This window comes from Paenibacillus sp. FSL R7-0313, from assembly GCF_037969885.1.
Taxonomy (GTDB): Bacteria; Bacillota; Bacilli; order Paenibacillales; family Paenibacillaceae; genus Paenibacillus.
On sequence record NZ_CP150219.1, the window covers coordinates 3,364,675 to 3,387,537 of the forward strand.

The following is a 22,863-nucleotide window of genomic DNA, read 5'->3' on the forward strand; positions in this document are numbered from 1 at the left end:
TCTGTGTCATTGGAGGAGCGTATACAACAGGTAAATCAGAAGATCGAGGATGCATGTCGGCGCAGTAACCGTCATCGTGATGATGTGAATGTGATTGCGGTCACGAAATATGTCTCACTTGAAACAACGGGATCGGTGCTGGATCATGGTCTTGAGCATATTGGAGAAAACCGGTGGCAGGATGCACAGGCCAAATGGGAAGCTTTTGGTCAGCAGGGTATCTGGCATTTTATCGGTCATTTGCAGACAAACAAGGTGAAAGACGTGATTGGCAAGTTTCGTTACATACATTCACTGGATCGTTTGTCATTGGCGAAGGAGTTGGATAAAAAAGCAGCTTCACTTGGCATCCAAGTGGAAACGTTTTTGCAGGTGAATATTTCGGGTGAAGAGAGCAAGTATGGATTACAGCCTGAACAGGCAAGTTCTTTTTTGCGTGATATTCGTTCGTTCAACAATCTCAAGGTCGTTGGCCTGATGACCATGGCACCTCATGAGGAAGATCCGGAGCTGACGCGTCCCGTATTTCGTGGATTGCGTGAGCTGAGAGATCAATTGAATGGACAAGCCCTTACAGCAGAGCCATTGACTGAGCTGTCGATGGGGATGTCCAATGATTTTGAAGTGGCCATTGAAGAAGGTGCAACCTGGGTACGGCTAGGATCGATTCTCGTAGGAAAAGAGGAGGGTTCACGATGGGCGTAATGAATAAATTTATGAATTTCCTCGGACTTCAGGAAGAGGAAGAGATTGTGGAACGTGAACGAATGGCTGCGCAGGAGGAAAATGAGGCTGAACATCAGGAAGCTGAAACCTCCAGTCTCGATAAACGTAGAAACCAAAGGGGGAATAATGTGGTGAGCATTCATTCCCAGAAAAATGTTAAAGTTGTCCTGTATGAACCACGTTCTTATGACGAGGCTCAGGAAATTGCCGACCATCTGCGTTCGCATCGTACCGTTGTGGTGAACTTGCAACGAATTCGTCAGGACCAAGCGCTGCGCGTTATTGATTTTTTGAGTGGCACGGTATATGCATTGGGTGGCGGTATTTCCAAAATCGGCGGAAACATTTTTCTCTGTACGCCAGATACGGTTGAAATTCAGGGCTCAATTACGGAAATACTGGCTGACAGCGAGCAAGATTATAACAGAATGAGGTGAGCCACTTTTGTATCAGATTGAAAGCGTGTTGTACACGTTATACCAGATTTACTTTTACATGGTCATTGTCTACATATTGATGTCTTGGCTTCCCAATGCGCGGGAAAGCTTCATCGGTGAATGGCTGGGCAAATTAGTGGAACCATATCTAAGACCATTCCGTCGATTTATCCCCCCTTTGTTCGGTGTGCTGGATATTTCCCCGATTGTGGCGCTGATCGTTCTGCAACTCGCGCTTAATGGGCTGATCTCCATACTTCGATATTTTGTATATTAGGGTAGGGTGACATAGATGAGCGGTGAAATTTACGAACATTTTAGCCATGATGAGCGGGATTTCGTAGATAAAGCTTCGGATTGGGTTGAGCGGGCAGGTAAGTATCATGACATGAAGCTAACTGACTTCCTTGATCCAAGACAGGTTTTTATATTACAGACTCTTGCCAATCGCCGTAACGACGTTCAGATTCGTCTGGATGGTGGTTACGAGGCTGCTGAACGCAAGCGTGCGCTGGTTGCACCTGATTACATGTATCTGGATGATGAGGATATGGGGATGCAGGTGCTCAGTATCACGTCTGATGATCAGAAAATCTCGGAGCTGGAGCATGGGGACTATATGGGTTCCCTGCTCGGGCTTGGGATGAAACGTGGAAAGATCGGGGATATCCAAGTGCTGGAGGACGGTTGCCATACAGTGGTGGCGGCGGAAACCGGCGCTTTTTTATCGCTTCAACTGAATCAGGTGCATCGGTTACATGTGTTCACAGAGTTACTTCCTTTGGATCAGATGCGATGGTCAGAGAGTAAACTGGAGACGATGGACATTACGGTTGCTTCGCTTCGTTTGGATGGAATCTGCGCAGATGTGTATCGGCTTAGTCGCAGTAAAGTGCTGGTGCCGATCAAAGCTGGTCGTTGCCGTGTGAACTGGAAAGTTGAGGAAGATCCCTCCAAATCGCTAAAAGCGGGTGATGTCGTATCCATTCAGGGATTTGGCCGTTTCAAGGTTATGGAACAGGATGGGATGACCAAAAAAGGGCGTTGCCGAGTGAAAATCGGCAAATTTGCCTGAGTCTGTTGCAGGAAAATCCGCTTTCTTGTCGAAATGTTTATCATAAAGGTGTAGAAAATACGCGGTGTATCCGATATACATTAAGTCAAAGCTTTATATGAACGTTGGAGGATGTAATTCTGATCCTGCATTCCGTATACGTTGCCAAGGTTAGGCATCAACGATACGGCCCCTTGGGTGGTACCCATATGCTGCAACCTTCTCTGAACGGGAAGGAACTTTAACAGGAGGTGGACAGCATGCCATTAACGCCGCTGGACATACACAACAAGGAATTTTCCCGACGTTTGCGCGGGTATGACGAGGATGAAGTCAATGAATTCCTGGATCAAGTCATCAAAGATTACGAAGGCGTCATTCGCGAGAACAAAGAGCTGAGCAATCAGTTGCTGTCCGTTCAGGAAAAGCTGGATCATTTTGCCACGATTGAAGAGACGCTTAGCAAAACGATCATCATTGCGCAGGAAGCTGCTGATGATGTGAAGAACAATGCGAAGAAAGAAGCGCAGTTGATCGTGAAGGAAGCAGAGAAAAATGCAGACCGGATCGTGAACGAATCGCTGGGCAAATCACGTAAAATTGCTTTGGAAGTGGAAGAACTGAAAAAGCAGGCATCGATTTATCGTGCCCGTTTCCGCACGCTTGTTGAAGCGCAGCTTGAACTGTTGACTCAGGATGGTTGGGAAGTGCTGGAGAGCCGGGAGCAGGAAGTGCGTGACCGTGAGCGGGAGATGAAAGAAATTTATTAGTCTGTCGCCTGGTTGACTTTTGTCTGCAAAGAGGCTATAACTATATTCATAATGAATAGTGATTCCATGACGGGTTCAGTACGTTATGATCTCATCCCTCAGAGAGTTGGTGGTTGGTGCAAACCAATGGATGAGTTATAGCCGAATATCTCCCCGGAGAAGTGACGCTGAAGCGGTGATCTTGATTGCCGTGTGTAAGCTGAACCGTAAGCCGTACGTTATAACGGCACCCTGCGGTAGTATAGCGGGGCATAAGCGCTGTTGATGACAGAGCATACCCAGGCTTGCCTGGATGTGGTTTGTGATGAACAGAATTAGGGTGGTAACGCGAGTATAGCCTCGTCCCTTTCCAGGGACGGGGCTTTTTTGTGTCCAAAAAAGGCGAACGTGCATGAGGCCCGAAGGGACCTCAGGGAGAGAGCCACCCGCCGGGAAAGCGAAGCACCCGGCAATCAGGGTTTGCAAAGGCGAACGTGCATGAGGCCCGAAGGGACCTCAAGGAGAGAGCCGCCCGCCGGGGGAGCGAAGCACCCGGCAACACCCGCCTCGCGGTAAGGCCATGCGGCGTTCACGCAGGGAACAGCCGCAAAATGGCCGCCACTACGCACATCCACCCCTCGCCCATAAGCGCAACCGATCCCCCACCGACAACCCATCCCGGGTGTCCAGAGGGCGGAGCGCCTATGGGGTCCCCCTTGGCAAGGGGGATTTAGGGGGATTGAAACGCTTTTTGTGGACGGTCCACAATCCAACCAAAGAAAGGGAAGATAATCATCATGCAACGAGTTGACGTCAAAGAGAAGGCACGTGCCAGAGAATTACGCGTGTTAGATAAATGGAAAACCGAGAATACATTCAAAAGATCCATTGAAAATCGTGAGGGCAAGCCTAACTTCGTATTTTATGAAGGGCCGCCTACAGCAAACGGTAAACCACATATCGGTCACGTACTGGGACGTGTAATCAAGGATTTCGTTGGACGGTATAACACAATGAAGGGTTACCGTGTCGTTCGTAAAGCGGGCTGGGATACACACGGTCTGCCTGTAGAACTGGGTGTACAGAAGAAGCTCGGCATCTCCCACAAGTGGGAAATCGAAGATTACGGCGTGGAGAAATTCATTAACGAATGTAAAGCGAGCGTATTCGAGTACGAGCAACAATGGCGTGACCTGACGGAAGGCATCGGATATTGGACGGATATGGATAACCCATATATCACCCTTGATAACAACTACATCGAGAGCGTATGGAATATCCTGGCGACGATCCACGAGAAAGGACTGCTGTATCGTGGTCACCGTGTGAGCCCGTATTGTCCGTCTTGTCAGACAACACTGAGTTCCCATGAAGTTGCACAAGGGTACAAAGACGTCAAAGATCTGAGTGCTACAGCGAAATTCAAACTGAATGACAGCGGAGAATTTGTACTGGCTTGGACGACAACACCTTGGACACTGCCTTCACACGTTGCACTTGCCGTGAATCCGGATATGGACTACTCCCGTGTTCGTCAAGGTGATGAAGTGTACATCATGGCAACCAATCTGGTTGAAAAAGTGATGAAAGATGCCAAGGGTGAGTATGAGATCATCGGTGCACTGAAAGGTGCCGATCTGGTTGGCAAAACGTATGATCCTCCGTTCAACTACGTACAGGCTGAGAAAGCCAACATCATTCTGGGTGCAAGCTTTGTAACGGATGCAAGTGGTACGGGTATCGTACACATGGCTCCTGCCCATGGTGAAGATGACTACCGGGTATGCCGTGAGAATGGGATCAGCTTTGTGAACATGGTGGACTTGGAAGGTAAATTTGTCGCTGAGGTTACTGACTTTGCCGGACGTTTCGTGAAGGATTGTGATATTGATATCGTAAGATATCTGTCTGAGCATGGACGTTTGTTCAGCAAAGAAAAATATGAGCACAGCTACCCATTCTGCTGGCGTTGTGATACACCGCTTCTGTACTATGCAATGGATAGCTGGTTTATCCAAACAACAGCCATCAAGGACCAATTGATTGCCAACAACAGTGAAGTGGATTGGTACCCCGGTCACGTTCGTGAAGGTCGCTTCGGGAAATTCCTTGAGGATCTGGTGGATTGGAATATCAGCCGTGATCGTTATTGGGGAACTCCGCTGAACATCTGGGTGTGCGAGGAGACTGGCGAACAATTTGCTCCACACAGTATTGCAGAATTGCGTGCCCGTGCGGTAGGTGATGTGCCTGAGAATCTTGAATTGCATAAACCATATGTGGATGACGTTAAAGTCATGAGCTCTTGTGGCAAATATGAAATGAAACGTACACCGGAAGTGATCGATGTCTGGTTCGACAGCGGCTCCATGCCGTTTGCCCAGCAGCACTATCCATTTGAAAATAAAGAAGTATTCGAACAGCAGTATCCTGCTGATATGATCTGTGAGGGGATTGACCAGACACGTGGCTGGTTCTACAGCTTACTTGCGGTTTCTACCCTTTTGACAGGCAAAGCGCCTTACAAAGCAGTTATGGCTACAGGACACGTTCTTGATGAGAACGGACAGAAGATGTCCAAATCCAAAGGTAACGTTATCGATCCTTGGGAAGTGATTGAAGAATACGGTACAGATGCATTCCGCTGGGCTTTGTTGTCTGACAGTGCACCGTGGAACAGTAAACGTTTCTCTAAAGGTATCGTAGGCGAAGCCAAATCCAAAATGGTGGATACGCTGGTTAACACCCATGCATTCTTGACGCTCTATGCCACTATTGATGGTTTTGATCCACAGGAGCACCCGTTCCAACTGTCCGCACACAAGCTGGATCGCTGGATTCTGTCGAGGCTGAACAGCCTGATCCTGGTTGTAGAAAAAGCGTTGCTGGTTAACGACTATCTGAACTCCTCCAAAGCAATTGAAGCATTTGTTGATGAGCTGAGTAACTGGTATATCCGTCGTTCCCGTGACCGGTTCTGGGGAAGTGGCCTGACAGAGGATAAACTGGACGCTTACCGCACATTGACTGAGGTGTTGGTGACTACTGCAAAACTGGTTGCTCCGTTTACACCGATGTTGGCAGAAGATATCTATCTGAACCTTGCAACAGGCGAGAGTGTGCACATGGAAGATTATCCGGTAGCTAATGAATCGCTAATTGATGCAGGACTGGAACAGGATATGGAGACGGCTCGCCGCGTGGTTGAACTTGCCCGTAACGTTCGTAACGAAACAGGCATCAAGACACGTCAGCCACTGTCCGAATTGATCGTTTCTCTGGATAAAGGGTTTGACCTGGCAAGTTACGAAGAGATCATCAAGGAAGAGATCAATGTAAAAGGAATCCGTACGGAGCATAATGACGCGGAATTCGTTGACTTTACATTGAAGCTGAACCTGAAGGTTGCAGGTAAGAAGTACGGTAAAAACGTAGGATTCCTGCAAAACTTCTTCAAGGGAATGTCAGCCGATGAGACGCGTAAAGTGGTTTCGGAAGGTGTACTGAACATCGTTTCACCGGAAGGCGAAGAGCTGCAAGTAACGAGCGAAGAATTATTGGTTGATAAACAGGCCAAATCAGGCTTTGCTTCAGCATCAGGTTACGGTCTGACGGTTGCGCTCAATACCGAAATCACGCCAGCCTTGGAACAGGAAGGTTGGGTCCGTGAAGTGGTTCGTGCTGTGCAGGATACCCGGAAACGACTGGACCTGCCAATTGAGAAAAGAGTACGTTTGACACTGGATGTGGATGCATCCCTTCAGGAAGCTATTCAGGCGTTTGATGATGTGTTGCGTGAAAATGTTCTCGTAACTGAAGTTACATTTGGCTCGAATGAGTCCATGGAACGTGTTGAAGCCGGAGGCAAATCGATCGGTATTTACATCGAAGCGTAATTCGGAGCATGTCTCATTCAACAGGGATAGAATATAGAGTATAAACAAACGAGCCGCAGAGGCAGGGACATATTCCCTGTATCTGGGCTCGTTTGTTTTTTAAGCAAAAAGGCAATGATTCTATAGTGCAGTCAATCTATATTGATCAAAGGAACTGACCAAAACATGAGCGAACATGACAAGCAAACCGCATCCACTTCACAACAATCAACATCAGATAATCTCAATTCCCATGACAAAATTGAGGAGTTACATACCCTGACGAACCGTCTGGCGAATGAACTGGAACGTTCACGAATAGCGCAATACACAGAATTGCTGAACAGGCCATGGAAATTGATCGGACTTAACCTGTTGTCTGGAGCCGCACGAGGTGTGGGGATTGCGATTGGGTTTACCTTTTTTGCAGCAACGATTATTTACGTTTTGCAGCTACTTGGGGCGCTCAATCTTCCCATTGTTGGAGATTACATCGCTGATATTGTGCGCATTGTCCAGCGTCAGCTTGATATGAACACGTACTAAGCGATTAGCGATTGAAGGTGAATGATATCAAAGTGCTTTTAGTAACTGTCATCCGTCTCCATATCCGGTTCTAACAGACCCTCGCCTTCACGGTTCTCCAGGTACTGACGATATTGTCGGTTGCGCACGATGGAGACGTCATGACCATAGATGTCCGTGGCAACAAAGCTTTCGTACGCTTCAACGCAGCCTTCCACTTCATCGGTTGCTTCAATCGCCATAACATCATAGCTGTCGATATCACGTCCCTCAGCCATGGCTGGTGAGTTCGATGTGCCCCAGCTTTCAACAATCTGCCAGGTGTCTTCACCATCGAAGCCATTTTGATCATCACGCTCGTCCAGACTGGTTCGACCAAATGCCGGGGCGAGGAATTCTTCCTCTACAGGACGGTTCTCAGAGACAACGGTTTCCGGTTGATGTTTTTTGCAGTATTTGGTGTAGGGAACAGCTTCCATGCGTTCATAAGGGATGGGTTGCTGGCAGACCGCACATGTACCGTAATGTCCTTCTTCGATGGAGTGCAGTGCAGAATCGATTCGTTCCAATTGGAATTCATCATGTTCTAGCAGGGAAATATCTTTCTCACGTTCATACACCTCCGTAGCTATGTCGCCAGGATGGTTATCAATTGGTGATAATTCACCTGTCTGTAGTTTAAGGGAATCTCCAAGGCCATAATGCTCGTTTTCCGAAAGTCTATGTTCAATATCACGCTTATCGGACATCAGTTGGGAACGTAAAAATTGCAGTTGTTCGGCAGTAAAATGTGACATGATTTTCCCCTTTCTGCGTTCATGTTGGAATCCGGATTTTGACTCTATTGTAGGATGTGCCATTAAGGGCAAGATTACAGAAGGGAAATGTTATCGTTTTTGCCATCAACATTGCGATGTAGGCGTCGTGGACGATTTCCAAACAGCTGTGCTACAATAAACAAGTCTGGCGTAAGCCTGGTATCGTTTGGAAAAGACAAGAACGGAGTGACAAACAAACGTGGTGTATTATATCCTCGCTTTTATCGTATTTTTATTGGATCAGGGAACCAAGTATCTGATTGCAACCCGGATGGAACTCAGAGAAGAAATTCCGGTCATCGGCAATTTCTTTGTCATCACATCACATCGTAACTCAGGAGCAGCATTTGGCATTCTGCAAGACCAGCGTTGGTTCTTTATCGTGGTTACGTTGATTGTGGTCGTTGCCTTGATTTGGTATTTGCAAAAGGTAAAAGATACCCCGCACAAATTGCTGCCTGTGGCGCTTAGTTTGGTGCTTGGTGGAGCAATTGGCAACTTCCTTGACCGGGCATTGACCGGAGAAGTTGTAGATTTTGTACAACTTAATTTCGGAAGTTACACGTTCCCCATTTTCAACATCGCCGATTCGGCAATCTGCATCGGTGTAGCGTTGATCATTGTGGAGACGTTGCTTGAAGGACGGCGCGAAAAAGCAGCCGCGAAGATTGAAGGGAATGAACATCATGAGTAATCCGAATAAGGAACAGATTAACGACGAAGAACTAATGAATGGCAATGAACGTATGGAATGGACCGTTGCCGCTGAACATAAAAAAGAACGAATTGACAAATATATTACGGAAGCTGTGGATAACGTATCTCGCTCCCAGGTTCAATTGTGGATCGGAGACGGGATGGTTACGGTAAATGGTGCTGTTGTCAAAGCCAATGCCAAGTTATCCGAAGGTGATCTTGTTGAACTACAGATTCCTGAACCGGCTGCCGTTGAGATCGTTGCCGAAGATATTCCGCTGGAAGTGGTATATGAAGACAGCGACCTGATCGTGATTAACAAACAGCGTGGTCTTGTGGTGCATCCGGCACCAGGACATACGTCGGGTACGCTCGTTAATGCACTTATGCATCACTGCAAAGACCTCTCGGGTATTAATGGGGAGTTGCGTCCTGGTATTGTGCATCGTATCGATAAGGATACATCCGGTCTGATCATGGCTGCCAAGAACGATCGTGCTCATGCATCACTGGCTGCTCAGTTGAAGGAACATACGGTGAACAGACGGTATATTGCGCTCGTTCATGGTCATCTTAATCATGATCAAGGCACCATTGATGCACCGATTGGACGCGATACCAATGACCGCAAAATGTATACGGTCACAGAACGTAACAGTAAACATGCCGTTACGCATTTTACCGTTACAGAGCGAATTAATGATTACACCTTGCTGGAATTGAAACTGGAGACAGGACGTACTCACCAGATTCGGGTTCACATGAAATTTATTGGTCACCCGCTTGTAGGAGATCCAACTTATGGACGGAATAAAGGCATCAAAATGCAAGGACAGGCTCTTCATGCGGCTATTCTTGGATTTGTGCATCCAACAACGGGAGAATACCTTGAATTTTCAGCTCCGATTCCGCAAGATATGGAAGACGTGCTTGCCTCGCTGCGCAGTCGTTAACAGTTCCAAGAAAGTACAAATGTTCGGATACTTTGTCCATGGCTTTGATCACGCAAATGCTTCATATTAAAGTGTAGAAATTTGCGTCAAATGAGGAGATGAACAACGTTATGAGTATCGATAAATATCAAGAAACTTACATTCAGACTAATTTTGCCGACCGTATCGGTGGCTCCAACTATGGTAAAGACACGAACATTTATAAATTCGAGAAAATCAAACGCGCCAAAGCTTCGGCCAAAAAAGATTTTCCCGATGTGGAACTGATCGACCTTGGTGTAGGTGAACCGGACGAAATGGCGGATGCAGGCATTGTGGCTGCACTCGCAGAAGAAGCTTCCAGACCTGAGAACCGTGGTTATGCCGACAATGGTATTCCTGAATTCAAGGCTGCTGCTGCTTCTTACCTGAAAAACGTATTCAACGTAGAAGGTATTGATGCAGATACTGAAATCGTACACTCCATTGGTTCCAAACCGGCTTTGGCGATGATGCCTTCATGCTTCATCAATCCGGGTGATGTGACGATTATGACCGTTCCAGGTTACCCGGTTATGGGTACACATACGAAGTATCTGGGTGGAGAAGTGTTCAACATCCAATTGACGAAAGAGAACAACTTCTTGCCTGATCTGACGGCTATCCCGGAAGACATCGCAAAACGTGCGAAGTTGCTCTACCTGAACTATCCGAACAACCCAACAGGCGCAAGCGCGACGGTGGAGTTCTTCACTGAAGTTGTGGAATGGGCTAAGAAATACAATGTTGTGGTTGTACATGATGCTCCATATGCAGCATTGACGTATGATGGCAAAAAACCGTTCAGCTTCCTGTCGGTACCTGGTGCGAAGGATGTTGGCGTAGAGCTGCACTCTCTGTCCAAGTCCTACAACATGACGGGTTGGAGAATCGGATTCGTAGCGGGTAACCCGCTTGTAGTCAAAGCATTCAGTGACGTGAAGGACAACAATGACTCCGGTCAGTTCATCGCGATTCAAAAGGCTGCTGCTTACGGATTGAATCACCCTGAAATTACGGGAAAAATTGCAGAGAAATATTCCCGTCGTCACGACATGCTCGTTGCCGCATTGAACGAACTGGGCTTCCAGGCTGAAAAACCTAAAGGTTCATTCTTCCTGTATGTTGAAGCACCAAAAGGTGTGGTTGGTGGACGTCGTTTCGAATCTGGCGAAGATTTCTCCCAATTCCTGATCCGTGAGAAATTGATCTCATCCGTACCTTGGGATGATGCTGGTAACTTTGTTCGTTTCTCCGTAACCTTTGAAGCGAAGGGTGAAGAGGAAGAGAAACGTGTTATTGCTGAGATCAAAAGTCGTCTGAGCGACGTGCAATTCGAATTTTAATTGTTGTACACATAGATTAAACTTGTACTAACGAAGAGACCGGAAACGGTCTCTTTTTTTATGCCCATATTAGATTTTTTTCATTTACTCCCTTTACAAAATTATACAAGCAACATATGATTAGATCTTTACGTTATTTGTTATATACAGAAGTTGTTTTTGAAGGGAGTTATTACAATTGTTATCATCACGAACAAGTACGGTGTCCTCACCGGCTACAGGAACAGGCAGTACAGTGTCAGGATTAATCAGATTGTTAAGACCCAAACAGTGGACCAAAAATCTGCTGTTATTTGCTGCGTTACTATTCTCTTTTGAGGAGATTCGGACGGAAACCATTCTTGCGACGTTGCTTGGTTTTATTCTATTTAGCCTTGTTGCAGGCTGTGTTTATATTTTGAATGACTTTGTAGACCGGGACAGGGATCGACAGCATCCGGTGAAAAAGTATCGTCCTATGGCTTCTGGGCAGGTGAATCCGATTCATGCGTTGTTGTTTGGCATTATTCTATTAATCCTTTCCGTAGGAACGGCCTTCATGATGAACCCTCTATTTGGGGTGTTATGTATCGTCTATTTCTTATTGAATGTCTCGTATTCATTTGTACTGAAACATCTCGTTATCCTGGACATGATGACCATTGCAGCCGGCTTTGTACTTCGTGCGATTGCAGGTGGTGTGCTGATCCATGTGCCGTTCACACCGTGGTTTTTGATCTGTACAATGCTGTTGTCGTTATTTCTGGCCATTGGCAAACGCAGAAATGAACTTACGTTGCTTGAGGGAAATACAGGATCACACCGTAAGGTTTTGGATAACTACTCCATTACATTACTGGATCAATTCAATACGATTGTGACGACAGCTACGATTATCAGTTATTCCCTGTTCACATTCACTTCAGATCGTACCATCCATCTCATGTGGACGATTCCATTGGTTATTTACGGCATGTTCCGTTATCTGTATCTGATCCATATGAAGAACCAGGGAGGTTCGCCCGATCGGGTGCTGTTTGAGGACAAGCCCATATTAATTACGGTTATGTTGTATGTGATAAGTGTTGTTACAATCTTTGCAATCTTTGAATAAAGGCTGAGGGGGATCAGGGTGAAAAGCACGAAAGTCGCCATTTTTGATATTGATAAAACGATCATACGCAGTGATTCCATGTTTCAATTTGTGCATTACGGTGTTCGCCGTTACCCGTGGCAGGTATGGAGATTACCTGTCATCGCATTACATACCGTGTTATTCAAGGCAGGCTTCATGACGGTTGAACAAGTCAAACGATCCTACTTTCAAGAAATTGAGCGTATGTCTGAAAAAGATCTCGAACATTTCTTTGATACTCGTTTGCGTACGTCCATTTTTGCCGAGGCCAGTGTAGAGATGCAACACCGCAAAGAAGCAGGTTATCATGTCTTGCTGGTAACTGCATCTCCGCATGCCTATATGAAATACTTTAATAATTTTCCCTGGGTGGATCATGTGATAGGAACTGAACTTGTCCGTCATGAGAATGGTTACACATGCAGAGTTGATGGCAGCAATTGCAAAGGGGAAGAGAAGGTACGCCGAATTCAGGCTTATCTGAGTGAGAAGAATATGGTCATTGACTATGACCAGTCATGTTCCTACTCGGACTCCTTATCCGACCTTCCAGTCATGCAGCTTGTAAGTCAACGATACTTTATTAACAAGCGTGTTCCGGACATGGAGGCATTAACGTGGGGGAAATAAAATCGCGTCATACCGGTAAATGGTTGATGCTCGTTTCCGCTTTTCTGACAGCAACGGGTCAATTGTTCTGGAAATGGGGACTAACCGAGTGGATCTACCTTGGTGTTGGTTTTTTGTGTTATGGACTTGGAGCGATTTTGATGATTAAAGCTTTTGCTCTGGAAAAACTCTCTGTTGCTTATCCGTTGATGTGTGCCAGTTACGTGTTTGCCTTAATCTATGGATATTTTTTGCTTGGGGAAGAAATTACGGTGCAGAAGCTGGCGGCAGTTATGTTGCTTGGAATCGGGGTGACGTTAACCAGTGTTGATCGATAGCTGGATGGTTGCCGTATTAATTGTCATGACGTTGTGTGGTGCACTGGGCGGGGCCGGACTGAAAGCTTATGCTACTAGTCGCAATCGTCTGCATGTACTCATGGGGCTCGGATTCTACGGAACGGGTGCGTTGCTGAATATTGTATTGTTGAAGTTTCTTCCGTTAACCGTTGTCCTGCCTGCGAACGCGTTAACGTATGTCTGGACCCTAATCATTGCTATGTTGGTATTTAAAGAGACGGTGGGCCCTTTACGCTGGATAGGTGTGGCATGTATTATGGGTGGCCTATGTTTATTGGTGTTCTAAGTTGAACTAAAGATTATTTACACGAGCACTATAAAATTTATTGGATGTGAAATGAAAGCATGAACTTTTTAGATTACTTATTTTATAATCGAAGAGCCAACTGGACAGCCTTTTACCTGTTTGCGGGATTTGCTCTGTTCTATGGTTTAATGAACGGCTCGTATGTTCTGTACATAGAAAATAATGCAGAACTGCTTGGGGCGTATAGTCCATTTAATACAACGCTGTTTCCAATCAACTTATTCAACTTTGATCCTTCAATGTATTATGGGGACAACAGTTCTTCCGTGATCCATCCGCTGATTTCCTTTCTGGCAGTCACCCTTGCGGCTGTAGCGAAGCTGCTGGGAGGCAACTGGTTCTTTCTAATCCTGCAATCGCTGGTGAATGCGGGTTCAGTGGTGCTGGCGTATCTATTCCTGAGTCAAAAAGAAGACAAGCCGACCATCACACCGCTGTTGTTCGCTTTGTTGTTTGGTTTCAGTTCCTACCTGATGTATACCGCGTTGATCCCGGATTCGTATCCGTATGTACAGTTCTTTATTCTGTTCTCAGTGGTTTACATGCAGTATACTCGTGAGCGTCAGGACGTACGTTATGTACCTAATGCATTGCTTGCATCGATTAACTTTGGACTAACCTCGACCAATATCGTACCATTTGCTGCTGCCACATTCTTCAATATGCATGCATGGCGCAATAAGGCGAATTTGAAAAAATACATCGGCATCATGGCACTGGCGGTTCTGATCATCGTCGTATTAACTGGTATTCAGTATGTTGCCTTTGGAGGTCGCAGTTGGGTTAGTAACTGGCTGTTGGGCATTCAAAATGGTGGAACCAGCTATGCAACGCCATTCCAGTTCGCTGTTCACTGGAAAGCATTGAATATGTTAACTATTAATCCGATACTGACACCGAAGATGCATTTACTAGACCCGGGCATGGCAGCCTTTGTTACGGATCTATCCCGTTCCAACCCAGTCTATGTGCAGATTACAGGTATCTTTATTTTACTGTTGGCACTCATGGGCTTCATTAAGGGCATTCGTGAACGTGAAGTGTGGACCCTTGTGCCATATATTCTGTTTGCCTTTTTGCTTCATGTCGTAGTGGGCTTTGGTCTGGCTGTGTTTCAATACGATATGTACCTGTATGCGGGACATTATCTGTTTGCGTTCTTCCTGTTGGGTGGAGGTTTCGTCATCAGCCTTCGTCCGGGATTGGGGAAAAAAGTGGCTATAGGCTTGATCATGTTATGTGTTATCGTTACAGCAAGTAACAACATCTATCGCCATGTAGAAACATTAACAACAATCAAGCAATCTTATGATCAGTTGGAACAGGAACGCTCAGTGAAATAATCAAAATGTATCGATTTATATAATGAAATAAGAAAAGGCCATTGGATGGAAAGTCCAATGGCCTTTTCTTATTTAGTGTCCAGCAAAAGAGTTAAGCAATAATTTTGGTCTTCTTGGCATTCTCGGCTGAACGTTTGGTGAGACTGCTGAGTGGACGTTTCAAAGCGAGAGCAACAATGAGACTCAGCGCGATGAACATACACAACCACAGAATATCCTTGATGGCAGTAGACCACAATATGCCGCCGACCGACTCACGCAGCAGACTGATCGCATACGTGAAGGGCATGAACGGATTTAATGCCTGGAAAAAGGGTGATGTCATGCTGATTGGGAACGTACCGCCGGAGCTGGAGAACTGAAACACCATGAAGATGATGGCGATCCCTTTTCCGATATTCCCAAAAACGGAAAGCAGAGTGTACGTTATGGTGACAAATACGGCACTCACCAGCATGGCAAACAGGACAAACCACAGTTTATCTGCGACATAGGTACCCAAGATTAAGATATCTCCCAGGGTGACGCATATCGCCTGAAGTAACCCAATGGTCAGAAAAGTAGCGAGACGTCCAAGATATAACTCATATCCCCGGAACTTGCCCTCTGGATTCTCAGCTTCGGCACGAAGCAGAGAAATCAGCAGTGTTGAGCCAACCCACAAGGACAGCACGCCATAAAATGGTGACATGGCCGATCCATAATTCGGAATCGGGTAAAGCTGTTGTTCCTTGATTTTCACCGGACTTGCAAGGAAAGCACTCTCTTCTTCGATATCGCCGCGCAGAAGCTTGGCAAGTTCGGCAAACTGGTTATTACCTTCGACTTCCCTAAGTTTGTCTGCAGCCTTGCTGATGGCACTTTCCAATGCTGGCAGATCATCACGTACCAGCGTGGCAACACGATGTACTCCTTTTTCGACCTCCGGAAGCTGGTTCTGAACAAAATCGGATGCCTTGCCTATCTGTTTCTCGGCATTAGGCAGATCATTACGAACAAAATCAGCCGCTTCGTTCAGTTTGGTTCCCAGCTTGGGCAGATCATTTCGAATTAATGAAGACACGGTGTTCAAAGCTTGGATAAAACCTTCACTTTTGTTCGCGAGTGTTTCTGATATCTCATGGATCTTAGATTGTATTTGAGGCAAGTCGCTCTGGATTTTTGTCAACTCGGTCTGCCCAAACGTAATCCCTTCTTTGGCCGATGCGAGAATGTCCGCAATATCAGGAATTCGATCTTTTGCACCTTGTAGAGTTTCTGCTGAAGTGGAGAGGACAGACCTGAGCTTATCCGCACCAGCTGCAAGTGCAGGCGATATTTCACTTTCATAGGTGTTTAAGATATTGCCAATCCCGCTGCTAATGTCCTTCGAGAGAGCATTTAACTGAGCGATGACGTCTGTCGGCGGAGTTGTATTGCGACGAATGGCATCACTGATAATCCCAGCCAAGCGGATTTGCAACTGAAGTTTATCTGAAACGGAGTTCAGCTGCGTAATTTTATCAGCAAGTGGATGGCTTGGGAGCAAGTTGTCTATTTTGCCCAGTAGTTCTGCCATACTGTCGACTAGTTTTACCGCAATCCCTAAACGCGAAGCAATCCGGTCGAGATCTTCTGCTGTAGGAAGGTTTTCGAGATCCGAATTTTGCAATTGTGCAAATACGTCTCCAGCAGCGTTAGTAATTTGCTGCACCAGCAGCAGATTTTGGCGGATCGTTGGGCCAATAGCCTGAAACGCTTCTTCACTAGAATCTACAAATTGATTCAAGCCTTGGGCCAGCTCAATCCCGTTGCCAGCGATTTGTGATACTTTGTCCAGATCTTGTTCTGCGGCCGTTACGATAGACAGAGCTTTGTTGGTTTTATCCAGGGCTGTTTGGATGACACCGGATACCTGACCAAAGTTTTCATCGACTTCTCGAATGCGTTCTACTGCTTTTTGTATATCCGGTATCCGCCCTTGAATAGCTAGCACTTCGGAAGCCGCATCATTAATTTGTGGCCAATACTCCTGCACCTTGAGCACATACTGTGCCGCTTCATTGATTTCAGGCAGTTTTTTCTCGATTTCAACGATCTTTTGAGCATCTTTTACAATCTCAGGCATGGCTTTTTCCACTTCCAGTACCTTTTGACCTGCGGCTTGAATGGCCGGGAGATTTTTCTCCAGTGTGAAAATGCCATTCTCCATCTTGCGCAAAGTTGGAAGCTGGGCGTTAATTTCTACCCCGGCTTCCTTCAACTTGGTTAGAACGGCCTCACTGACGGCTTCAGTGAAGTTTTCATTGATTTGTGTTGTTATGGCAGATACACCAGAGCCTGTGATTTTAGGAGCAATGGCATTCACCTTCTCATTAACGGTATAGATTACTTCCGGTCGCTCCAGCTTCCCATCAACGATACCTGTAATTTTGGACGAAAAGTCTCCGGGAATGAGCAGGCTAGCATAATACTCTCCAGTTTGTACACCTCGTTTTGCCTCAGCCTGGTCCACAAAAGTCCAGCCCAGCTTTTCGTTGTGTTTGAGGCTGGATACCAGTTCGTCTCCGATATTAACATTGGTTCCTTCAACAGTCGCACCCTTGTCCTCGGTTGTCACTGCAATTTTGATCCCCTGGGTGTTACTGTACGGATCCCATACGGACTTCACGTTGACCCAGTCATACACCCCGGGCAGTAAAATGATAGCCACAATTAGAAATATACCTGTGGGAACCTTCAGAATATGTAACCAGTCTGTTTTGTAAACGTGCCAAATGTGACGCATGACTTCCTCCTAAATGTACATAAATGTAGGGCGTATCTTATTTCTATGAAGCATATTTGTGAATCTTATGTATATCGGCATTATGGCAGCATCTATGAATGGGTTCATGTTTATAAACTGTACCCATTTCAATTGGACCTAATGCAGAGCTTTCATATATTGCGTAAATGAAACTCACCGTTTCTTCTAAAAAGAAGTGTTTTGTCTCTACATAAGCATAGTCAAAGGTTTATTTTGGTTATATCAAATTTCTCATTTGCCTATGGATAAATATGCAGAAATGTTGTATAATTATGAATAACCAATGAGATGTATTGTGCATGGATGTTTTTCAGCCTAACTGCTGATTCTAAGAAGAACGTAGCAGAGGGTTTTCACCTGCGATGGTGAGGTGTTGACAGGGGGTTGTCTTTCTGTCATAATTCATGAAGACAAACGGACATATTGATTACAGAACCCTGTGAGGTCCTGCAATATGAACGACATGAATAGCACCTTTAAATCAGTCCCGTGAGACTGGCAAGGTAACGTGAACGATACATCGTTTTTTTGCTGCGGCAAATGAAGCGATGCATCCCCGAGAGTAAACTTTCTTCAGAGCGGTCTGAAGTTCGGAGACTCCTTGCCAATAAACACGGCAAGGAGTCTTTTTTGTTCTCCTCGTCACGGGGCCATGATGCTGAAGGGAAATCCTGAGGAGGCTGAACGCATGAGCACAGAGACACATGTCATTATGGATGAGACGGCGATCCGCCGCGCATTAACACGGATCGCCCATGAGATATTGGAGAAAAACAAAGGAATCGACGATTGTGTGCTGGTCGGTATCCGTACACGTGGGGTTTACCTCGCAGAACGGATTGCCGCGAAGATTGAAGAAATCGAAGGCGCTAAAGTCCCCTGGGGAGAACTGGATGTAACTCCTTACCGCGATGACCGCTTGGACGAAAATAAAGCGAATCGCAAGGAAATGTTGATTATGACACCTGAATCACTTTCGATCCATAACAAAAAAGTGATTTTGTTCGATGATGTGCTCTATACCGGCCGGACGATTCGCGCAGCGATGGATGCCCTGATGGACTGTGGAAGACCACAGAACATTCAGCTGGCTGTACTCGCAGACCGCGGACACCGGGAACTTCCAATTCGACCTGATTTTATCGGTAAAAATGTACCGACTTCCAAATCAGAGGAGATCGAAGTTGCACTCATGGAAACGGACGGACAGGATGAAGTCAAAATCACTCAGAACCGGGGGGAGCAAGCATGATGATTACACAGACAGCATTGAGAGACCGGAGCTTGCTTGGACTGAAGGAACTTAGTCGAGGAGAAATCGAGTCCATTCTGAACAGAGCGGCTCACTGGGAAGCGCAGAAAGAGAAACTGGTTCCTGTACTGGAATCACGCTTCGTTGCAAACATGTTCTTCGAGAACAGCACACGTACCCGCTTCTCCTTCGAAATGGCAGAGAAACGCCTGGGCGCACAAGTGCTGAACTTTACGGCAGCCGCATCCAGTGTGGAAAAAGGAGAGTCCATCTACGATACGGTACGAACACTTGAGTCGATGGGCATTGATGCAGGCGTGATCCGGTTGAAACCGGCAGGGGTTCTGCAACAACTGGCTCAGAAAGTGAATGTACCACTCGTCAACGCCGGAGACGGCAACAATGAGCATCCCACACAGGCGCTGCTGGACCTCTACACGATGAGGAAAGCATTTGGCGAACTGAAAGGTTTACGTGTTTCCATCATTGGTGACATCCTGCATAGCCGTGTAGCTCGTTCCAACCTGTGGGCACTGCAAAAGTTTGGTGCAGATGTACGCTTCTGTGCACCTCAAACGATGCAGGCACCGGAACTCGCAGAGCATGCTCCTTATGTTGGTCTTGAAGAAGCGCTGGATGCAGATGTAGTCATGATGCTCCGTGTTCAACTGGAACGTCATCAACATGGCTTAATTACTTCAGCTGAGGATTATCGCGAACACTACGGATTGACGGAAGAACGGGCATCACGCCTAAAACCAAGCACCATTATCATGCACCCTGCTCCAGTGAATCGCAACGTCGAGGTAGATGACGCGGTTGTGGAAAGTGAAGCATCGCGGATCTTCCCGCAGATGGCAAACGGCGTTCCAATCCGCATGGCGGTTATGGAACGTGCGATGAAACTGTAACAGGGTCTGGCTGTGGGTCATAGGCTGACGGTACGGTAGTTCTTATAGAGCAATAAGAGAGTACACGATAAAGAAAATCATCCGGCTTGCCTGGTAAGCCGGACAGAACCGAAGCGGAGGGCAATTATGCTACAGATTATAAAAAACGCAAACGTCTTGAACCAAAAAGGGGAACTTGAACGGAAAACCATCATTATAGATGAAGGTAAAATTAAAAAGATCGCTGGTCTGGAAGACCAAGCCGTTCTGGATGCCGAAAAGTCAGCGCAAAGTGTGACAGACGCATCAGGCAAACTGGTCATTCCGGGATTGATCGATATGCACGTGCATCTGCGTGAACCTGGATTCGAACACAAAGAGACGATCGAGACAGGTGCCCGTTCAGCAGCACAAGGTGGTTTTACAACGATTGCCTGCATGCCAAACACAAGACCGGTAACAGACAGCCCGGAAGTGGTGAAGCTGGTACTGGATAAGGCCAAAGAAGCCGATCTGGTAAAAGTGTTGCCTTATGCAGCTATTACAAAAAACGAACTGGGTCGTGAACTTACCGATTTTTCCGCCTTGAAAGAAGCAGGAGCTATTGGATTCACGGATGACGGTGTAGGCGTACAAAATGCTCAAATGATGAAAGATGCCATGAGCCTCGCCGCTAGTATGGATATGCCCGTGATCGCACACTGTGAAGATGACTCACTGGTTGTCGGTGGATATGTGACGGAAGGCGAGTTTTCGAAACGTCACGGCATCAAAGGCATTCCTAATGAATCCGAGGCTATCCACGTTGGCCGTGATATCCTGCTGGCAGAAGCAACGGGAGTTCATTACCATGTCTGCCACGTAAGTACAGAGCAATCGGTTCGCCTGATTCGTCTGGCGAAGTCCATCGGCATTAAAGTAACTGCTGAGGTATGTCCACACCATCTGGTGTTGTCGGATGAAGATATCCCGGGCATGGATGCCAACTGGAAAATGAACCCGCCGCTACGCTCACCACGCGATGTGCAGGCTTGTATCGAAGGTTTGCTAGACGGCACGCTGGATATGATCGTAACTGATCACGCGCCACACAGTGAAGAAGAGAAAGCCAAAGGCATGGAGCTGGCGCCTTTCGGAATCGTAGGATTCGAAACAGCCTTCCCGCTGCTATACACCAAGTTTGTGGAAACAGGACTGTGGAGCTTGGACTTCCTGGTGAAACGCATGACAGCTGATCCGGCTCGCGTATTCCGACTGGATACTGGCAAACTGGAAGAAGGAGCACCAGCGGATATCACAATGATTGACCTGAACGAGGAAAAAGCAGTTGATCCTGCAACGTTTGCAACCAAAGGAAGAAACACCCCATTCACAGGCTGGAAGCTGAAAGGCTGGGCCGTACAAACATGGGTGGATGGCAAAAGCGTGTGGCATAACACGGTACAACAGTAAAACGGTAACTTAGCAAATTAATAAATTAGTAACAGTAACTCTTAACTTTTAAAAACAACAAATCTTTTTAACTCTAACCCTAAAACTTAATCTACAACTTTTACACCAGTAACATCTTTTCAACTAACTCGAGGCAAATCATGCCGAGAGTCTAACATACGAAACAAGCAAAGTTGAATGTCATTATTTTGAACTTGGACACCAACGTAACTGCGGAGTGGGCAGAAAGAACCCGAAGAAGCAAAGCGTTCGCCTTTATCACCGGATTACTCCATTTGAAGAATGGGATCAAAGTAATCCGGGGATAACAGCGATCAAAGGGTTTTCTGCCCACGGAGCCGCACGAAGTTTCCAGAAAGTTCAACCCCAATGCATTCAACGTTGATAAACACAGAGGAGTGAAATGGGATGCAGGCACAGGCAAGATTATTGTTGGAAGACGGCACACTGTTCACCGGGAAAGCATTTGGTGCTGAAGGTGAAACTACAGGTGAGGTCGTTTTTAATACGGGAATTACAGGCTATCAAGAGGTGCTTTCGGATCCTTCCTATTGCGGTCAAATCGTAACCATGACGTATCCGCTGATCGGAAACTACGGTATTACGCGTGATGACTTTGAGTCGATTCGTCCATACGTGCACGGTTTCGTTGTGCGTCGTCATGAGCCAACGCCAAGCAACTGGCGTGCGGAATACAGCGTAGACAATCTGCTCAAAGAATACGGCATCGTAGGAATCAGCGAAATTGATACACGCATGTTGACTCGCCGGATTCGTCACCACGGCACAATGAAGGGAATTCTCACAACAGGATCGAAGCCTGTGGAAGAACTGCTGGAGATGATGGGAGACACAACCATCGCCGAGCTGCGTAACCAGGTGCCAATGACTTCTACGGAGCATGTCTACAACAGCCCGGGAACGGCTGAGCGTATTGTGCTTGTGGATTACGGTGCTAAAACAGGAATCTTGCGCGAACTCAGCAAACGTAACTGTGACGTTGTTGTTGTTCCACACGATGTAACAGCAGACGAGATTCGTCGCTTGAACCCGGATGGCATTCAACTGTCCAACGGCCCTGGGGACCCGAAAGACGTACCTCACGCAGTTAAGATGATCAGTGAACTGCTTGGCGAATACCCGATCTTCGGTATCTGCCTGGGTCACCAGTTGTTCGCACTTGCGGCAGGAGCAGACACCGAAAAACTTAAGTTCGGACATCGCGGAGGAAACCACCCGGTGAAAGAACTGGAGAGCGGACGTTGCTTCATCACATCCCAGAACCATGGATTTACCGTAAACGAAGAGTCTGTGAAGAGTACAGACCTGGAAGTTACACATATCAACAATAACGATAAGACCATTGAAGGTCTGAAACATAAATCCTTCCCGGCATTCTCGGTTCAATATCACCCTGAAGCAGCCCCGGGTCCTTACGACAACAGCTATCTGTTCGACCGCTTCATCGAGATGATTCGCGAGCATAAGATCACTAACCCGCAAAAGCCGCGTCAAGCCGTATTGGCAGCCGCAGTGAAAGGAGCACAATAAC

Annotated in this window: 21 protein-coding genes and 1 other annotated feature; of the genes, 19 read left to right on the forward strand and 2 right to left on the reverse strand. The window is 46.6% G+C overall.

Features of this window, described 5'->3' with window-relative positions; translation table 11 throughout:
- The first annotated feature begins 3 nt into the window (after positions 1 to 3).
- The 7 genes from NSQ38_RS14710 (at position 4) to NSQ38_RS14740 (ending at position 7,387) form a co-directional block, all read left to right on the forward strand.
- Positions 4 to 705 carry a YggS family pyridoxal phosphate-dependent enzyme gene (locus NSQ38_RS14710; protein WP_339790240.1) on the forward strand — a complete coding sequence of 234 codons (702 nt, stop codon included), beginning with the start codon at positions 4 to 6 and terminating at the stop codon, positions 703 to 705.
- The gene (locus NSQ38_RS14715; RefSeq protein WP_036614853.1) at positions 696 to 1,163 is read left to right on the forward strand and encodes a cell division protein SepF; all 468 of its coding nucleotides are present in this window, start codon (positions 696 to 698) and stop codon (positions 1,161 to 1,163) included. The genes NSQ38_RS14710 and NSQ38_RS14715 overlap by 10 nt, the downstream gene beginning before the upstream one ends.
- Positions 1,164 to 1,179: 16 nt before the next feature.
- Complete coding sequence (locus NSQ38_RS14720) at positions 1,180 to 1,440, forward strand: YggT family protein (RefSeq protein ID WP_091034807.1); 261 nt, start codon at positions 1,180 to 1,182, stop codon at positions 1,438 to 1,440.
- Positions 1,441 to 1,455: 15 nt separating this feature from the next.
- Positions 1,456 to 2,238 carry a YlmH/Sll1252 family protein gene (locus NSQ38_RS14725; RefSeq protein ID WP_091014083.1) on the forward strand — a complete coding sequence of 261 codons (783 nt, stop codon included), beginning with the start codon at positions 1,456 to 1,458 and terminating at the stop codon, positions 2,236 to 2,238.
- Between the two features lie 239 nt (positions 2,239 to 2,477).
- Positions 2,478 to 2,987 (forward strand): DivIVA domain-containing protein, encoded by a 510-nt coding sequence (locus NSQ38_RS14730; RefSeq protein WP_062835445.1) that lies wholly within the window; start codon positions 2,478 to 2,480, stop codon positions 2,985 to 2,987.
- A 57-nt stretch (positions 2,988 to 3,044) separates the two neighbouring features.
- Positions 3,045 to 3,337 (forward strand) — a binding site (T-box leader).
- Between the two features lie 426 nt (positions 3,338 to 3,763).
- Positions 3,764 to 6,862: an isoleucine--tRNA ligase gene (gene ileS, locus NSQ38_RS14735; RefSeq protein ID WP_339790242.1), complete on the forward strand. Its 3,099-nt coding sequence runs from the start codon at positions 3,764 to 3,766 to the stop codon at positions 6,860 to 6,862.
- Between the two features lie 165 nt (positions 6,863 to 7,027).
- The gene (locus NSQ38_RS14740) at positions 7,028 to 7,387 is read left to right on the forward strand and encodes a DUF5665 domain-containing protein (protein WP_017687319.1); all 360 of its coding nucleotides are present in this window, start codon (positions 7,028 to 7,030) and stop codon (positions 7,385 to 7,387) included.
- 38 nt (positions 7,388 to 7,425) lie between these two features.
- Here the strand turns inward: NSQ38_RS14740 and NSQ38_RS14745 are convergent, their stop codons facing one another.
- A complete protein-coding gene (locus tag NSQ38_RS14745) occupies positions 7,426 to 8,163 on the reverse strand; it encodes a TraR/DksA C4-type zinc finger protein (RefSeq protein WP_339790244.1) in 738 nt (245 codons plus the stop codon).
- A gap of 220 nt (positions 8,164 to 8,383) precedes the next feature.
- On the opposite strand from NSQ38_RS14745, the gene lspA reads away from it, so the two are divergent.
- The 8 genes from lspA (at position 8,384) to NSQ38_RS14785 (ending at position 14,929) form a co-directional block, all read left to right on the forward strand.
- Complete coding sequence (gene lspA / locus NSQ38_RS14750; protein ID WP_091028497.1) at positions 8,384 to 8,878, forward strand: signal peptidase II; 495 nt, start codon at positions 8,384 to 8,386, stop codon at positions 8,876 to 8,878.
- Entirely contained in the window at positions 8,862 to 9,833 is a 972-nt protein-coding gene (locus NSQ38_RS14755; protein ID WP_047843741.1) for an RluA family pseudouridine synthase, read from the forward strand. The genes lspA and NSQ38_RS14755 overlap by 17 nt, the downstream gene beginning before the upstream one ends.
- A 110-nt stretch (positions 9,834 to 9,943) precedes the next feature.
- On the forward strand, positions 9,944 to 11,197 hold the full coding sequence (locus NSQ38_RS14760) for an LL-diaminopimelate aminotransferase (protein WP_339790246.1): 1,254 nt from the start codon (positions 9,944 to 9,946) through the stop codon (positions 11,195 to 11,197).
- 202 nt (positions 11,198 to 11,399) lie between these two features.
- A complete protein-coding gene (locus NSQ38_RS14765; protein ID WP_339790543.1) occupies positions 11,400 to 12,290 on the forward strand; it encodes a decaprenyl-phosphate phosphoribosyltransferase in 891 nt (296 codons plus the stop codon).
- An 18-nt stretch (positions 12,291 to 12,308) separates the two neighbouring features.
- Positions 12,309 to 12,941 carry an HAD-IB family hydrolase gene (locus NSQ38_RS14770; RefSeq protein WP_036614827.1) on the forward strand — a complete coding sequence of 211 codons (633 nt, stop codon included), beginning with the start codon at positions 12,309 to 12,311 and terminating at the stop codon, positions 12,939 to 12,941.
- Positions 12,929 to 13,258 carry an EamA family transporter gene (locus NSQ38_RS14775; RefSeq protein WP_339306768.1) on the forward strand — a complete coding sequence of 110 codons (330 nt, stop codon included), beginning with the start codon at positions 12,929 to 12,931 and terminating at the stop codon, positions 13,256 to 13,258. The genes NSQ38_RS14770 and NSQ38_RS14775 overlap by 13 nt, the downstream gene beginning before the upstream one ends.
- Positions 13,259 to 13,262: 4 nt before the next feature.
- Positions 13,263 to 13,565, forward strand: a complete 303-nt coding sequence (locus NSQ38_RS14780; protein WP_339790248.1) for an EamA family transporter — start codon at positions 13,263 to 13,265, stop codon at positions 13,563 to 13,565.
- 59 nt (positions 13,566 to 13,624) lie between these two features.
- Complete coding sequence (locus NSQ38_RS14785; RefSeq protein WP_339790251.1) at positions 13,625 to 14,929, forward strand: DUF6080 domain-containing protein; 1,305 nt, start codon at positions 13,625 to 13,627, stop codon at positions 14,927 to 14,929.
- Positions 14,930 to 15,020: 91 nt separating this feature from the next.
- Here NSQ38_RS14785 and NSQ38_RS14790 read toward each other — a convergent pair whose 3' ends face one another.
- Positions 15,021 to 17,696 carry a YhgE/Pip domain-containing protein gene (locus tag NSQ38_RS14790; protein WP_339790254.1) on the reverse strand — a complete coding sequence of 892 codons (2,676 nt, stop codon included), beginning with the start codon at positions 17,694 to 17,696 and terminating at the stop codon, positions 15,021 to 15,023.
- 709 nt (positions 17,697 to 18,405) lie between these two features.
- Here NSQ38_RS14790 and pyrR point away from each other — a divergent pair.
- From pyrR to carA, 4 genes are all read left to right on the forward strand, one after another.
- Entirely contained in the window at positions 18,406 to 18,969 is a 564-nt protein-coding gene (pyrR, locus tag NSQ38_RS14795; protein ID WP_017687330.1) for a bifunctional pyr operon transcriptional regulator/uracil phosphoribosyltransferase PyrR, read from the forward strand.
- A complete protein-coding gene (locus tag NSQ38_RS14800) occupies positions 18,966 to 19,880 on the forward strand; it encodes an aspartate carbamoyltransferase catalytic subunit (RefSeq protein ID WP_279303086.1) in 915 nt (304 codons plus the stop codon). Before pyrR ends, NSQ38_RS14800 begins: the two co-directional genes overlap by 4 nt.
- Positions 19,881 to 20,006: 126 nt before the next feature.
- A complete protein-coding gene (locus NSQ38_RS14805) occupies positions 20,007 to 21,311 on the forward strand; it encodes a dihydroorotase (protein WP_339790257.1) in 1,305 nt (434 codons plus the stop codon).
- A gap of 408 nt (positions 21,312 to 21,719) precedes the next feature.
- On the forward strand, positions 21,720 to 22,862 hold the full coding sequence (gene carA, locus NSQ38_RS14810) for a glutamine-hydrolyzing carbamoyl-phosphate synthase small subunit (protein ID WP_062835434.1): 1,143 nt from the start codon (positions 21,720 to 21,722) through the stop codon (positions 22,860 to 22,862).
- The last annotated feature ends 1 nt before the right edge of the window (position 22,863 follow it).

Excerpts from the sequence above, each read along its gene's own strand:
- NSQ38_RS14800 (WP_279303086.1), top strand. The coding sequence starts at position 18,966 with ATGATGATTACACAGACAGCATTGAGAGACCGGAGCTTGCTTGGACTG.
- NSQ38_RS14790 (WP_339790254.1), bottom strand. The coding sequence starts at position 17,696 with ATGCGTCACATTTGGCACGTTTACAAAACAGACTGGTTACATATTCTG.
- ileS (WP_339790242.1), top strand. The coding sequence starts at position 3,764 with ATGCAACGAGTTGACGTCAAAGAGAAGGCACGTGCCAGAGAATTACGC.
- NSQ38_RS14715 (WP_036614853.1), top strand. The coding sequence starts at position 696 with ATGGGCGTAATGAATAAATTTATGAATTTCCTCGGACTTCAGGAAGAG.
- NSQ38_RS14745 (WP_339790244.1), bottom strand. The coding sequence starts at position 8,163 with ATGTCACATTTTACTGCCGAACAACTGCAATTTTTACGTTCCCAACTG.
- NSQ38_RS14725 (WP_091014083.1), top strand. The coding sequence starts at position 1,456 with ATGAGCGGTGAAATTTACGAACATTTTAGCCATGATGAGCGGGATTTC.
- pyrR (WP_017687330.1), top strand. The coding sequence starts at position 18,406 with ATGAGCACAGAGACACATGTCATTATGGATGAGACGGCGATCCGCCGC.
- NSQ38_RS14805 (WP_339790257.1), top strand. The coding sequence starts at position 20,007 with ATGCTACAGATTATAAAAAACGCAAACGTCTTGAACCAAAAAGGGGAA.
- NSQ38_RS14785 (WP_339790251.1), top strand. The coding sequence starts at position 13,625 with ATGAACTTTTTAGATTACTTATTTTATAATCGAAGAGCCAACTGGACA.
- NSQ38_RS14730 (WP_062835445.1), top strand. The coding sequence starts at position 2,478 with ATGCCATTAACGCCGCTGGACATACACAACAAGGAATTTTCCCGACGT.
- NSQ38_RS14760 (WP_339790246.1), top strand. The coding sequence starts at position 9,944 with ATGAGTATCGATAAATATCAAGAAACTTACATTCAGACTAATTTTGCC.
- NSQ38_RS14740 (WP_017687319.1), top strand. The coding sequence starts at position 7,028 with ATGAGCGAACATGACAAGCAAACCGCATCCACTTCACAACAATCAACA.
- NSQ38_RS14755 (WP_047843741.1), top strand. The coding sequence starts at position 8,862 with ATGAACATCATGAGTAATCCGAATAAGGAACAGATTAACGACGAAGAA.
- carA (WP_062835434.1), top strand. The coding sequence starts at position 21,720 with ATGCAGGCACAGGCAAGATTATTGTTGGAAGACGGCACACTGTTCACC.
- NSQ38_RS14780 (WP_339790248.1), top strand. The coding sequence starts at position 13,263 with ATGGTTGCCGTATTAATTGTCATGACGTTGTGTGGTGCACTGGGCGGG.